General features: G+C 63.4%; 11 protein-coding genes. 3 read left to right on the top strand and 8 right to left on the bottom strand.

The features are described from left to right. Positions 1 to 5: 5 nt before the first annotated feature. Positions 6 to 926, top strand: coding sequence for a pca operon transcription factor PcaQ (gene pcaQ / locus QQL76_RS09185; protein WP_126011607.1), 921 nt, complete (start codon positions 6 to 8; stop codon positions 924 to 926). Here pcaQ and QQL76_RS09180 read toward each other — a convergent pair. Beyond that, a complete protein-coding gene (locus tag QQL76_RS09180; RefSeq protein ID WP_499207362.1) occupies positions 923 to 1654 on the bottom strand; it encodes a LuxR family transcriptional regulator in 732 nt (243 codons plus the stop codon). The genes pcaQ and QQL76_RS09180 overlap by 4 nt on opposite strands. Positions 1655 to 1879: 225 nt before the next feature. On the opposite strand from QQL76_RS09180, the gene QQL76_RS09175 reads away from it, so the two are divergent. After that, the gene (locus tag QQL76_RS09175; protein WP_499207361.1) at positions 1880 to 3508 is read left to right on the top strand and encodes a long-chain-fatty-acid--CoA ligase; all 1629 of its coding nucleotides are present in this window, start codon (positions 1880 to 1882) and stop codon (positions 3506 to 3508) included. A gap of 9 nt (positions 3509 to 3517) precedes the next feature. Here the strand turns inward: QQL76_RS09175 and QQL76_RS09170 are convergent, their stop codons facing one another. From QQL76_RS09170 to QQL76_RS09140, 7 genes are all read right to left on the bottom strand, one after another. Beyond that, positions 3518 to 4375 carry a DMT family transporter gene (locus QQL76_RS09170; RefSeq protein ID WP_499207360.1) on the bottom strand — a complete coding sequence of 286 codons (858 nt, stop codon included), beginning with the start codon at positions 4373 to 4375 and terminating at the stop codon, positions 3518 to 3520. Between the two features lie 101 nt (positions 4376 to 4476). Next, complete coding sequence (locus tag QQL76_RS09165; protein WP_126011615.1) at positions 4477 to 5829, bottom strand: putative bifunctional diguanylate cyclase/phosphodiesterase; 1353 nt, start codon at positions 5827 to 5829, stop codon at positions 4477 to 4479. Positions 5830 to 5935: 106 nt separating this feature from the next. Further along, on the bottom strand, positions 5936 to 7210 hold the full coding sequence (locus tag QQL76_RS09160) for a glycerate kinase type-2 family protein (protein WP_499208343.1): 1275 nt from the start codon (positions 7208 to 7210) through the stop codon (positions 5936 to 5938). An 85-nt stretch (positions 7211 to 7295) separates the two neighbouring features. Then, complete coding sequence (locus QQL76_RS09155) at positions 7296 to 8207, bottom strand: metal ABC transporter permease (protein ID WP_499207359.1); 912 nt, start codon at positions 8205 to 8207, stop codon at positions 7296 to 7298. Further along, complete coding sequence (locus QQL76_RS09150; RefSeq protein WP_499207358.1) at positions 8207 to 9436, bottom strand: metal ABC transporter permease; 1230 nt, start codon at positions 9434 to 9436, stop codon at positions 8207 to 8209. Before QQL76_RS09150 ends, QQL76_RS09155 begins: the two co-directional genes overlap by 1 nt. 5 nt (positions 9437 to 9441) lie before the next feature. Continuing rightward, positions 9442 to 10221 carry a metal ABC transporter ATP-binding protein gene (locus tag QQL76_RS09145; RefSeq protein ID WP_499207357.1) on the bottom strand — a complete coding sequence of 260 codons (780 nt, stop codon included), beginning with the start codon at positions 10219 to 10221 and terminating at the stop codon, positions 9442 to 9444. 21 nt (positions 10222 to 10242) lie between these two features. Beyond that, complete coding sequence (locus tag QQL76_RS09140; protein WP_499207356.1) at positions 10243 to 11241, bottom strand: TroA family protein; 999 nt, start codon at positions 11239 to 11241, stop codon at positions 10243 to 10245. Between the two features lie 149 nt (positions 11242 to 11390). Between QQL76_RS09140 and mutL the strand changes: the two genes are divergently transcribed. Beyond that, positions 11391 to 13223 (top strand): DNA mismatch repair endonuclease MutL, encoded by a 1833-nt coding sequence (gene mutL, locus QQL76_RS09135; RefSeq protein ID WP_499207355.1) that lies wholly within the window; start codon positions 11391 to 11393, stop codon positions 13221 to 13223. Positions 13224 to 13377: the final 154 nt, after the last annotated feature.

The raw sequence follows: 13377 nt of genomic DNA, 5'->3' as shown, positions 1-13377 counted from the left end.
ATGCGATGGACCAGCAGATCAAGTTTCGGCATCTCCAGACCTTCATGGAGGTAGCCCGCCAGAAGAGCGTGAGCAAGGCAGCGGACGTGCTGGCGCTCACCCAGCCGGCGGTCACGCGCACGATCCGGGAGCTCGAAGATGCACTCGGCGTGCGGCTGTTCGAGAAGGATGGCCGCGGCATTCGCATCTCGCGCTTCGGCGAGGTGTTCCTACGTCATGCGGGTTCGAGCGTCGCTGCGCTCAGGCAGGGCGTTGATTCCATTCAGCAGGCCTTGCGCTCGGAAGGGCCGCCGGTCCGCATCGGAGCGCTGCCCACTGTTTCAGCACGGATCATGCCCGATGCGGTGGCGCAGTTCCTGAAGGAGAACACGGGAAGTCCAATCACGGTGGTGACAGGCGACAATTCCGTGCTTTTGGAACAGTTGCGCACCGGCGCGCTCGATCTCGTCGTCGGGCGCCTTGCGCCGCCGGAGATGATGATCGGCCTCTCCTTCGAACCGCTCTACTCAGAGCACGTCATTTTTGCCGTTCGAACGGGCCACCCGCTGATGAGCAAGCCCAATTTTTCGCTCGGCGAATTGCGCGACTATACGATCCTGATGCCGACGCCGAACGCCGTCATCCGCCCCTTCGTCGATCGCTTCCTCGTCACCAACGGGATCGCCGAGTTGCCGGTGCGCATCGAGACCGTGTCAGACGCATTCGGGCGCGCTTACATCCGGGCACATGATGCGATCTGGATCATATCGGAGGGTGCTGTCGCCAACGACATTCGCGACGGGCGCGTCGCTCGCCTGCCGATCGATACGAGCGAGACCGTCGGCTCGGTCGGCCTGACGACGCGGGGGACCGGAGACCAGTCGCTGGCGCTCTCCATCTTCATGCAATCTGTCCGCGCCGTTGCACGGCAGACGGCGGACGGCTAGCGAATAAGGCTGCGGCGGAGCGCCTTTGCCACCGCCTGGGTGCGGTTGACCGTATCGAGCTTCTTGGTTGCGCGGTTCAGGTAGTGATTGACCGTGTGTTCGGAGAGTTCGAGGATCTGCGCGATGTCCGCGCTCGTCTTGCCCGCCGCCGTCCATGTCAGGCATTCGAGTTCGCGTTCGGTCAGCGGCTGCTCGAGTTTCGCCGAGCGCTGAGAGACTTCGCCCAAGCGCTGGAAGAGGTGAAGCGTCAGCAGCATCAATTGCGCGATCGCGTCGTTGTCGAGCGGGTCCCGTTCGCCGGCGAAGACGACGGCACAGCGATCGCCTTCCACACTTTGAACCGGCAGGCAGATACCATCGACCAGCCCGAACTCCTCGTAGAGCTTGGCGGCCATCGTCGCGTCCTTGGCGCTCCGGCCAGCGACGAATTCGGCATAGCGAAACGAAAAAGGAAGGATCGACGTACGCAAGCGGGCAAACAGGGGGCTGCTGCGCATCAGCTTCTGCCGATCGAAAGCGCCCAGAAATTCAGCGGGAAAATTCGTGATGATGGAGTTTTCGGCCAGGTCCAATGAGGTTGGCGGCGGCAGACGCAGCACCAGAAAGCACCGGTAACCGTACAGCTCTACAGTCTTCTTGAACTGGCGAAAAACCTCGAACTGCGTTTGAAGAGTCGTGATTTCCTTCAACTGGTCGAGAGGCGCGTCGCCGGATAGGCCTGACTTCATGATGGAGGCGCCCGGGTGGCTGAAGTGGATCGATTCTTGGGTCTCGTTCGTGCCGTGAATCAATTCTTATAGGACGCATTATCAGCAAACAAGAAACTTCCCTTGATGCGGATCAATGCTAGCCGTCAGCACCTCGACGAAAGGCCCATCTTTCATAATGCGCCCCACCGCTCCATAGTCGGCCAAGAACGCAGCGAGGAGGCTGCGGGGAATGGAGGAACGTGCATGCTGGGACTGATGCAGGAATGGCCGCTTCTTTGTCACAAGGTCATCGATCATGCGGCACACTATCATGGTGGTCGACCTGTCATCTCCCGATCGGTGGAAGGCCCGATCCATCGCACGGACTACCGAACCGTTCGTAACCGCGCACTTAAGTTAGCGAAGCGGCTGGACATGGAAGGCATCGCGCTCGGCGACCGGGTGGCGACGCTTGCCTGGAACACGTGGCGGCACCTGGAGGTCTGGTACGGCACGCTTGGCATCGGCGCCATCTACCACACGCTCAATCCGCGGCTCTTTCCCGACCAGATCGCCTGGATCGTGAACGATGCGGAAGACCGGCTTCTCTTTGTCGACCTGACCTTTCTGCCCATCGTCAAGGCCATCGCACCCCAGGTGTCGAGCCTGAAGCGGATCGTCATTCTGACAGACGCAGCGCATATGCCCGCTGATCTTCCCTTCCCTGCCGTCGCCTATGAAGACTGGCTTGCCGAAGCCGACGACGACTTCCGCTGGAAGGACTTCGATGAGCGCACGGCTGCAGGCATGTGCTACACGTCGGGCACGACCGGCGATCCGAAAGGCGTCGTCTATTCGCACCGCTCGAACGTGTTGCATGCCATGACAGCGCTGCAGGCGGACATGCTGGGCATTGCCTCGCGCGACGTGATGATGCCGGTCGTTCCGATGTTCCACGCCAATGCGTGGTCGACGGCGTTCTCGACACCGATGGCCGGCGCGACGCTGGTCTTTCCGGGACCGGGCATGGACGGCAAGTCAATCTACGAGATGCTCACGAACGAGAAGGTGACGATCACGGCCGCGGTCCCGACGGTCTGGCTGATGCTGCTGCAGCATCTGGAAAAGGAACACGGACAGTTGCCCGATCTCGAACGCGTCGTCATCGGCGGCTCGGCCTGCCCCCGTGCGATCACGCAGGCCTTCCAGGACCGCTACGGCGTTCACGTGATGCACGCCTGGGGCATGACTGAGATGAGCCCACTCGGGACGGTCTGCTCGATTAAGCCGGACTACGCGCATCTCACCGGGGAGGCCAAGCTCGACCTGCAGGTGAAGCAGGGCCATCCGCCCTTCGGCGTCGAAATGAAGATCGTCGACGACGAGGAACGCATCCTGCCCTGGGACGGCAAGACCTTCGGGCGCCTGAAGGTGCGCGGCCCCGCGGTGTCGTCCAGCTACTACAAGGGCCGCGGCGCCGAGCAGTTCGACGAGGAGCTCTGGTTCGATACGGGCGACGTCGGCCATATGGACGCGCACGGCTATCTGCAGATCACCGATCGGGCCAAGGACGTCATCAAATCGGGCGGCGAATGGATTTCAACCATCGATCTTGAAAACCTGGCCGTTGGTCATCCAGATGTTGCCGAAGCCGCCGTCATCGGCGTCGCTCATCCGAAATGGGACGAGCGCCCTCTGCTCGTCATCGTGCTCAAGGAAGGCCGTCAGCCGGACAAGCAGTCAATTCTCGATTTCATGTCGGGCAAGATCGCCAAGTGGTGGATGCCGGACGAGGTCGTCTTCACCGATGAAATTCCCCACACCGCAACGGGGAAGATCAAGAAGACCACGCTGCGCGAGCAGATGAAGGACTTCCGGTTCACAGACGGCTGACAGGGAAGCTCAGGCTTTTCGGCGTGCAGCGATCGCAAGGGCGAGGCCCGAGAGGATGAGCATGCCGGCGAGAACCAGTTCAATGGTCACTGGCTCGGCCAGAAACAGCACGCCGGCGGCAGCAGTAATGACCGGCACGGACAGCTGAACGATCGCTGCAGCTATCGCCGCCAGATGCGGCAGAACTCGGTACCAGACCACGTAGCCGGCGGCGGATGCGAGAACGCCCGAGGCGACGGCCAGTCCGATGCCTCTGCCCGACAGTGTGCCCGCGGGATTGTCCTGGACCAAAATGGCGAAAGCCAGCAGAGCCAGCGCAAGTGGCATGGTGCGGATGAAGTTCCCTGCCGTATCGTCAATCGGATCGCGACTGCCGCGACCTCGCAACGAATAAACGCCCCAGGCGATGCCGGCCGTGATCATGAGCGTCGTCGCAACCGGGTCCGGCCGCGTCAGAGCCGGCGACACGAGATAAACGAAGCCTGCAAGCGCCATGACGATACCCGCCCATTGCATGACACGTGGTCGTTCGCCACGCACGATGCCCCAGCCGATCATGGTCAACTGCACGGAGACGAAGAGAACGAGCGCGCCGGTTGCAGCGCCGAGCTGCACATAGGCAAAAGAGAAAGCGATCGCGTAGACAAAAAGCGCCAGCGCGGACAGCCAACTCCCTGGCACGACTTTTCCTTTGGCCGTCCGCCGCAGGGCAAGAACGAGCGCAAGCGCTACGGCGCCCGATGCGAGACGCAATCCGGTGAAAGCAGCAGCATCCATGGCGCCGTCTGCCAAAGCTTCACGCGCAAGGATCGAGTTCGCCGCAAAAGCAATCATGGCGATGGCGGTGAGAAACGCTGTCATTGGCATGAAGTCTGATCCAGCAACGAACTTTGGCTGACGGCGCAAGACTAACCTTCGGGTGAGGCACTGCAACCACCCGGGAACCCGACCATGGTCTTGGATGAGACTCAGGCGATAGCGATGGCTTCCAGCGGACGGGCGTTGGCGGCGATCAGGCGCAGGGTGTCGGATGCCTTGATCGGCTTTCCGTAGAGATAGCCCTGTCCGAGCCGGCAGCCGAGCTGGATCAGCTTTGCGGCCTGCTCCACCTCTTCGATGCCTTCGGCGATGACGGCGAGATCCATGCCCTCGCACATGGCCAGAATGGCCTTGATGATATGTTCCGACGGACGGTCGCGGGTGATTTCCGACACGAAGGCGCGGTCGATCTTCACCTTGTCGAAGGTGAAGTCGCGCAGGCGGCCGAGGCTCGATTGTCCCGTTCCGAAATCGTCGAGGGCAATCTTGATGCCGACAGCCCGGAGTTCGGTGACGATCTTCTGCGCCATGTCGGGATCCGACATCATCGCAGTTTCGGTGATTTCCAGCTCGAGCCGGCGTGGGTCGAGGCCGGCGCGATTGAGGATGGCCAGGATCGACAGGCTCGTCATAGGATCGACGAGCTGCGCCGAAGACAGATTGAAGGACAGGTACATGTCCTCCGGCCAGCGCAACGCGGTCGCGGCTGCCTTCTTCAGCAGCACTTCTGTCAGGAGGTCGATGAAGCCGCGTTCCTCGGCAAGCGTGATGAAGACGTTCGGCGGCACGAAGCCGAGCTCGGCGTCATGCCAGCGCGCGAGTGCCTCGAACCCCATGATCTGGCCATCGGCCAGGCGAACGATCGGCTGGAAATGCACGGCGACATCGTCTGCGATGATCGCGCGGCGCAGTGCCTGTTCCAGTTCGGTCGCGCGGCGGAATTCCTCGGCGATCTCCTGCGAATAGACCGTGATCTGGCTGCGCCCGCGCCTTTTGGAGCGGTAGAGCGCCGTCTCGGCGCAGCTCATCAGACTGTCGAAATCGGTTCCGGCGAACGGATAGACCGAGAAGCCGAACGATGCGGTCAAACGCACTGTGCGGGCACCGAGATCGAAAGGAGCCGACAGAACATCCTTGATCAGGCGCGCCATCTTTTCGGCGCCGCGGGAATCGAACACCAGCGGCAGCACGAAGCCGAATTCGTCGTTGCCAAGTCGAACGACAGTCGCGCCATCGGGCATGCAGGCCTTCAGCCTGTGTGCAACCTGAGTGAGGATGACGTCGCCGGCGCCATGGCCGAAGAGGTCGTTGATGGGCTTGAAGCCGTCGAGATTGGCAAGACCGATGGTGAAGGGTGCCGGATCCTCGGCGCGCTCGGCTGCGAGGCCTTCAACCTTTTCGCGCATGCGCCTGCGGTTGCCGAGACCGGTCAGGGCGTCGGTGTGGGTCAACACGGCTTCGCGGGTGCTTTCCACCTCATCGGCGCCCAGCTGCGGCATCATCAGTCCAGTTCTGAAACATTCTGGCGAGTCATCAGATGCAAGATGGGCGCTGGTTCCTTAACAATTCATCTTCAACGGCCTCAAGATACCGTAATCGGTGGTTCTCTCAGCCCTTCGGCGCGATCAGGATCAGCCGGAGATCGTTGACGTTGGTCCGCGTCGGCCCGGTCACGATCAGGTCGCCGGAGGCTTCGAAGACGCTGTAGGCATCGTTGCGCTCCAGACATTGCGCCGGGTCGAGCCCGGAAGCGCCGGCCCGCGCGAGACTGTCCGGATCGATCACCGCACCGGCATTGTCCTCGCTGCCATCGATGCCGTCCGTGTCTGCCGCAAGCGCGTGGGTGCGCAGATGTCCGTCGAGTTCCAGCGCAAGTGACAGGAGATATTCACCGTTGCGGCCGCCGCGCCCCGACCCGTCGCCGCGCACTGTCACCGTGGTCTCGCCGCCGGAGACGATCAGCAGCGGTGTGTCGCGGTGTTCCTCGGCCATCTGCAGTGCCAGGCGCGCATGCTCCCTGCCGATGTCACGTGCCTCGCCTTCGATATCGGCACCCAGCGACATCACCTCGATGCCATGGCGCTTCGCTTCGGCGACGACCGCCTCGACCATGTCGGCGGGCCGCGATGCCATGCGGAATTCCGTGTTGGCGAAGATCGCATCGCCGGGCTTTGGCGTTTCGGAGCTGCTCTTCTCAAGGTGCGCCAGAACATGCGCTCCCGCGGTGATGTTGTAGCGCTCAAGAACGGCCTTGGCGTCGGCAAGCGTCGTTGCATCGGGAACCGTCGGACCGGACGCGATCACCGACGGATCGTCGCCCGGCACGTCCGAAATGCCGATCGTGACCACGCGTGCCGGATAGGCCGCTTCGGCAAGCCTGCCGCCCTTGATCGCAGAGAGGTGCTTACGCACGGTGTTCATGGCGCCGATCGGTGCGCCGGATGCCAGCAAGCTCTTGTTGACGGCCTTCTTGTCATCAAGGGTCAGCCCCTCGGCGGCAAGTGCGAGCAGCGCCGAGCCACCCCCCGAAATCAGGCACAGCACGAGATCGTCAGGGCCCAGGCCACGGACGGTGTCCATCAGCCGCGCGGCAGCCTGCTCTCCCCGATCGTCCGGAACCGGATGGGCCGCCTCGATTACTTCGATCCTGCCCGCTTCGAGGCCATGCCCGTAGCGGGTCACGGCTATTCCCTCGAGCGGGCCCGACCAGTTTTCCTCGACCGCGCGCGCCATCGACGCAGCCGCCTTGCCGGCGGCAACGAGGATCGTGCGCCCCTTGGGCGGTTCAGGCAGCAGGGGCGGCACGCATTCAGCGGGATCGGCACTTCGCACGCCGGCGTGAAACAGATCGATCAGAAAACGTCTTTCGCCGAGCACGCGCATCATCCATCAAGGTCAATCGGTGGTTGGATGCGGACCCTAGAGGCTCCGATGCAGCATGGGAAGCACCTGGCTTCCCTCAAGCGGTTCAGGCGCGTGCGCCGAGCCGCCGTGGCCCGAAAAGCGCAGCGAGGGCGAGGATCAAGCCGGATACCGTCGCGATCATGCCGGCAGCAGAGACTGCGACACCGGAGACGAAGAGCGCCACGCCGGCACCGGCGGCAAGGTATCCGAAGCTTGCGGCTATCGCTGCGAAGACGACGCTCAACAGCAGTTGCCGCACCAGATTGTCCGTCATCAGCCGTGCGGCGGCTGGCGGGCAGATCAGCATCGCGATGGTGATGATCGCCCCCACCGCTTCGAAGGCGGTGACGGCAACGATGGCGACGAGCGCGATGAGCGCACCATCCACCAGGCGGACCGGTACGCCGCTTGCCGCAGCAAAAACCGGATCGAAGGTCGCGATCACGAGCGGACGCCACGCGACGCAGAAAAAAGCGATGACGACCACCAGCGCGGCGGCAACGCGCGGCAGTTGCGGTGGCAATTCGGCCAGAGCCGCGGGATCGGTGAGCGCACTCCATTCGAGGCCTGCAAGCCAGACGAGGCTTTCCAGATTGCCGTAGAGCGCATGCTCCACGTCGAAGTGGATGGCACCGGTGTCGGTCTGCTCCAGAAGCACGATGCCGAAGGCGAACAGTGCCGTGAACACCACCCCCATCGCGGCGCCCGGTTCGACTTTGCCGAGCACGCGGATGATCTCGATCAGCACTGCCGCCACGAGCGCGGCGATGGCGGCGCCGACCAGCATCGGACCGGCGTCCATCGAGCCGGTCGTGACGAAGGCGACGATAATGCCGGGAAGCACCACATGGCTGACGGCATCGCCCATCAGGCTCTGGCGCTTGAGCACGAGGAAGTTGCCAAGCAAGGCTGCCGCGACCGCTGCCAGCAGTCCGATCAGAATGGGGACGATCGTCAGCCCGAGATAGACCGCCATCAAGCCATCGCCTCCACCGTCTGCCTGGTCGCAGCGTAGTGCCTCAACCGCAGGGCGTTGATCTCGCCTGCGCCCAGCCGCTCCTCGATCGGATCGAGCAGCATGCCGTGGGCGCGGTGCAGGGAATCCGGATTTTCGCGCAGATAGAGCGACCAGAGTGCCTCTTCTTCTGCTGCCAGCTTCGCAGCGACGACACCCGGTGGGGTGATCGAACCGTCGCGTCGCATGAAGCCTTCGGCAAGCAGCACGAAGATGGTCTTCTTGTCATAGATCGCTTCGCCGCGATTGAGTGCGAGCAGGCCCTGACGGCGATGCACCTTCCAGGAGAAGGCGCGGGCGCGGTAGAGCCCGGAGAAAACGCCGCGAACGGGTGCAAAAAGCAGCGATACTGCGAACAGTCCGGTCGCGACGAGGACGATGATCGGTCCCGTCGGCAGATCGTCGATCGAAGCGGACAGCGCCGTTCCGAGATAGCCAGACACCGCACCGATTCCTGCCGAGATCAGGAGCATGTGGTCGACACGCTCCGTCCAAAACCGAGCGGCGACGGGCGGGATGATGACGAGCGCGATGATCAGCACCAGCCCGACGATCCGAAGCCCCGTGACCGTGACAGCCAGCACCAGCAGCATCAGGAGGAGATCGCTGCGGCGGATGGAGATGCCGCGGGCGCGCGCAAAGGTTTCGTCGAAAGCGACGAGCGTCAGCGTCCGGCGCAGGAAGAAGACGGCCAGCGCCGTGCCGCCGGCGAGAACGGCAAGCGTGATCGCTTCCGAGCGCAGCATGCCCGAGGTGGAACCGAGCAGAAAGCTGCCGATCCCCGCCTGCTGGCCGATCTGGACGGACTGAATGACCGTCAGAAGCACGATGCCGAAGCCGAAGAAGACCGAGAGCACCGCACCGATCGCGGCATCGGCCTGGAGCCGCGTGCGCCGCGTGATCCATTCGACGGTCGCCAAGCCGGCAAGCGCGCTCAAGGCAGCGCCGAGAAGAAGGCCCGGAAGAAAGCGCCCCGTGCCGCCGAGCGACGCCATGACGAGAAATGCGATGCCGACGCCGGGCAAAGTCGCGTGGCTGAGGGCATCGGAGACGAGCGAGCGGCGGCGCAAGAGCAGGAACGTGCCGACCATGCCGCCTGCCCATCCGAGAAGGATCGCGCCGATCGTGACGATCGTGGTGTTGTAGCCGGCCTGGAACGTCAACGCGGAAAGAAATGCCTCGACGTCCATCGGTCTTACGCCTCGACCTTGGCGCCAGGTACCGGAGCCGGCAGGCCAGCTCCGACGAGGCGCCCGCCATAGGCATCGGCGAGCTTTTGCTCGGTGAAGGTGTCCGCCACCGTGCCGTTGGCAACGGTTCGGACATTCATGATCAGGACGTCGTCGTAATAGTCGCGCACCGTCGAGAGATCGTGGTGAACCGTGATGATTGCCGCGCCTTCGCGGGCGAGCTTCTTCAGAAGCGTTACGATCGTGCGTTCCGTCGCGGCGTCGACGCCGGCCAGCGGCTCGTCGAGGATCAGGAGATCGGCCTTCTGGGCGAGTGCACGGGCGATGAACACGCGTTGCTGCTGGCCGCCCGAGAGCTGTCCGATCTGGCGATCGGCCAAGGGCTCCAGATCAACCTCGCGCAGACATTCGCGCGCCTTGTCCCTGTGCTTTTTCCCGGCGAAACGGAACGGGCCGAGTTCGCCGTAAAGACCCATCATCACGACATCGATGACCGATGCCGGGAAATCCCAATCGACGCTCGCGCGCTGCGGCACATAGGCGACGCGATTGCGGGCAGCCGCTAGCGGCAGGCCGAAAAACTCCACCTTGCCGGTGATCAGGGGCACCATGCCCATGGCAGCTTTCAAAAGCGTGGACTTGCCGGCACCGTTCGGGCCGATCACCGCGCTCATCCGGCCCTGGTGGAACACGGCATTGACGGCGGAAAGAGCCGGCTTGTCGCCATAGGCGACCGAAAGACCGGAGATCGACAGGGCCGGCGGTTGATCGACGCGGTTCAGCATGGCGTTCGGTTCGGCCTCTTCTCAGCTTTCGCCCAGTTGGCCGGCCATTCCGCCAGCGGGCGCATCGCCGCCGAGACTGCGCGTGATGGTGGTCACATTGGCATCGATCATGCCGATATAAGTGCCGGCATAGGTTCCGGCAGGACCCATGGCATCGGAATAGAGCCGACCGCCGATGGTGACTTCCTGGCCGCGGGCAGCGGCACCCTCGATGAGGGCGCGCACGTTGCGTTCCGACACGGATGTTTCGACGAAGATCGCGTTGATATCGTGCTCGACAATGAGGAAGACCAATTGATCGACCTGCCGCAGGCCCGCCTCGCTCTCGGTCGACAAACCCTGGATGCCCAGCACTTCGAAGCCATAGGCACGACCGAAATAGCTGAAGGCGTCATGCGCGGTTATCAGCATGCGTTTGTCTTCGGGCACGGTTGCAAGGCTGGCTTTGGCGTAGGCCTCCAGTTCGGCCAGATCGGCGAGGCTTTGCTCGGCATTGGCCTCGTAAATCTCCGCACCTTCGGGATCGAGTTCGATCAGCGCATCGCGGGCGCCTTCGACCACATAGCGCCAGAGCGAAGGATCCATCCAGATATGGGGATCATAGCGGTCGGCGTAATCGGCGTTGGCGATGCGCTTTTCGGCGGGCACGTTTTCGCCGAGCGCGAAGACCGGTCGATGCCGGGACAGTTGCCCAAGAAATTCCTCAAGCTGTGCCTCGAGATAGAGCCCGTTCCAGAAGACGGCGTCTGCGCGGGCCATAGCGGCCACATCCGCTTGGGTCTGGCGGTAGAGATGCGGATCGACCCCCTCACCCATCAGCGTCTGGACATCGGCGCGATCGCCGGCGACGGAGCGTACGGCATCTCCGATCATCGACACCGTGGCGACGACCTGGAGCTTCTCGCGCTCAGCGTTCTGGGCATTGGCGCCTGGAGACAGCGCGAGGATCGCCACCGCGACCATCGCGCAGAATTGGAGCAGCCCCCTGGATACAAGTGTCACGCGGGAAGCACCCGACATGTCGCACCTTCAATTGCAACTCATTCTCATTTTAAGGTAGGAGCTCAACCCGTCGCTGTCAATTGCGAATGATTTGCAATAGCGATGATCGGGCGGGATAGCTTCCGGTCTGATCTTCCGCCGTGCAGGCGAATCCGCGAGAATGGGCCATGGCCATCCACCAACTATCCGAAACGCTGATCAACCAGATCGCCGCCGGCGAAGTCGTCGAGCGTCCCGCCAGCGTGGTGAAGGAGCTGATCGAGAATGCGGTCGATGCCGGCGCGACCCGCATCGAGATCGCGACGTCAGGCGGCGGTAAGACGCTGATCCGCGTGACCGACAATGGCTCCGGCATGGCGCCGGACGATCTGGCGCTGGCCGTGCGCCGGCATTGCACCTCGAAGATCACGGACGATCTCCTGGACATCCGCACGCTTGGTTTTCGCGGCGAGGCCCTGCCCTCCATCGGCTCGGTCGCGAGGCTGAAGATCACGAGCCGGATGGCCGATGCCGACATGGGTTACGAGATCGTCGTCGAGGGCGGGCGCCACTGCGAAGCTCGGCCCGCTGCCGCAAACCGTGGCACCATCGTGGAAGTGCGCGACCTCTTCTTCGCGACACCGGCGCGGCTGAAATTCATGAAGTCGGAACGCGCCGAAGCGAGCGCGATCACCGAGATCGTCCGCCGCATGGCGCTCGCCTTCCCACATGTCCGCTTTCTCTTGAGCGGCACCGATCGAACCACGCTCGACTTTCCCGCGACCGGCGAAGACCGATTGGCGCGCATCGCTCAGATCCTGGGCAAGGATTTCACCGAAAACGCGATCTCGCTCGACGCCTGGCGCGAAGGCGTGGAACTGACCGGCCATGCGGGCGTGCCGACCTTCAATCGCGGCAACGCGCTGCACCAATATGCGTTCGTGAACGGACGACCCGTGCAGGACCGGCTGCTCGCATCGGCCCTGCGCGGCGCCTATGCCGAAACCGTCCCGCGGGGCCGTCATCCGGTTGCGGTGCTGTCGATCGCGCTCGATCCGGCGCTCGTCGACGTCAATGTTCATCCGGCGAAATCCGATGTGCGCTTCCGCGATCCGGGCCTCGTGCGCGGACTGATCGTCGGCGCCATCCGCGAAGCGCTTGCCATGGAAGGCGACCGCGCCTCCACCGTCGCGGCACGCTCGATGGCAGCCTCTTTTTCGATGGGAGCGCGTTCGACAAATGGGCATTCTGGGGCCTACGCCTATCGACCGGCGGCGGCTGCCGCCAGCTATGATGTCGCGAACTCGCCTTTTCGGCCGCTCGACGGCGCGCCGTCCCAGGGGTTCTCCGAGGGCGAGCAAGCGCCTTTCGACACCATTTCCATGCCTTCCGCGCGGCCATCGGCACCCATGCCGGCTGCACTCAATGGGGCGGACCATCGGCTTGGCGCGGCGCGGGCGCAGGTGCATGCCAATTACATCGTATCGCAGACCTCTGACGGCCTCGTCATTGTCGACCAGCATGCCGCGCATGAACGGCTGGTTTTCGAGGCCTTCCGCAAGACGCTGCTTGCGGGCGACCAACCACTGGCTTCCCAGGGCCTGCTCATTCCCGAGATCGTCGACCTTCCCGAAGAGGATTGCGACCGGTTGCTCCAGCACGCCGACGAACTGGCGAAGCTCGGCCTCGGCATCGAGCGCTTCGGACCAGGGGCGATCGCCATTCGTGAAACCCCAGCGATGCTTGGCGAGATCGATGCCGTGGCGCTTGTCCGCGACCTTGCTGACGAAATGGCGGAGTGGGACGACGCGAGCGGACTTGCAGCACGTCTCGATCATGTGGCGGCGACGATGGCCTGCTATGGCTCGGTCAGATCCGGCCGCGTCCTGCGCCCCGAGGAGATGAACGCGTTGCTCCGGCAGATGGAAGCGACGCCAGGATCGGGCCAGTGCAACCACGGCCGGCCGACCTATATCGAACTGAAGCTCGCCGACATCGAGCGGCTGTTCGGGCGAAGCTGAAGCGTTTCCCGGTGAGGCGGATGTCGGTTCACCGTCCGGAGGCGCGAAACTGATCGCAATTCGACATTTCGAAGCGAGGAGCCAGCCATCACGAGGCGTGGAAGACCGGGACGCGGGCAAAGGACGGTTGTGCGCCGCTCCTCTGGCTTGCTAT

This window comes from Rhizobium albus, assembly GCA_030160035.1.
GTDB lineage: Bacteria > Pseudomonadota > Alphaproteobacteria > Rhizobiales > Rhizobiaceae > Georhizobium > Georhizobium albus.
Note: the sequence above shows the minus strand (reverse complement) of the source record. Positions and strands in the feature narration are given on the sequence as shown.

Bases quoted from the DNA above. Each gene is read 5' to 3' on its own strand.
- pcaQ (WP_126011607.1), top strand. From the start codon at position 6: ATGGACCAGCAGATCAAGTTTCGGCATCTCCAGACCTTCATGGAGGTA.
- QQL76_RS09180 (WP_499207362.1), bottom strand. From the start codon at position 1,654: ATGAAGTCAGGCCTATCCGGCGACGCGCCTCTCGACCAGTTGAAGGAA.
- QQL76_RS09175 (WP_499207361.1), top strand. From the start codon at position 1,880: ATGCTGGGACTGATGCAGGAATGGCCGCTTCTTTGTCACAAGGTCATC.
- QQL76_RS09170 (WP_499207360.1), bottom strand. From the start codon at position 4,375: ATGCCAATGACAGCGTTTCTCACCGCCATCGCCATGATTGCTTTTGCG.
- QQL76_RS09165 (WP_126011615.1), bottom strand. From the start codon at position 5,829: ATGATGCCGCAGCTGGGCGCCGATGAGGTGGAAAGCACCCGCGAAGCC.
- QQL76_RS09160 (WP_499208343.1), bottom strand. From the start codon at position 7,210: ATGCGCGTGCTCGGCGAAAGACGTTTTCTGATCGATCTGTTTCACGCC.
- QQL76_RS09155 (WP_499207359.1), bottom strand. From the start codon at position 8,207: ATGGCGGTCTATCTCGGGCTGACGATCGTCCCCATTCTGATCGGACTG.
- QQL76_RS09150 (WP_499207358.1), bottom strand. From the start codon at position 9,436: ATGGACGTCGAGGCATTTCTTTCCGCGTTGACGTTCCAGGCCGGCTAC.
- QQL76_RS09145 (WP_499207357.1), bottom strand. From the start codon at position 10,221: ATGCTGAACCGCGTCGATCAACCGCCGGCCCTGTCGATCTCCGGTCTT.
- QQL76_RS09140 (WP_499207356.1), bottom strand. From the start codon at position 11,241: ATGTCGGGTGCTTCCCGCGTGACACTTGTATCCAGGGGGCTGCTCCAA.
- mutL (WP_499207355.1), top strand. From the start codon at position 11,391: ATGGCCATCCACCAACTATCCGAAACGCTGATCAACCAGATCGCCGCC.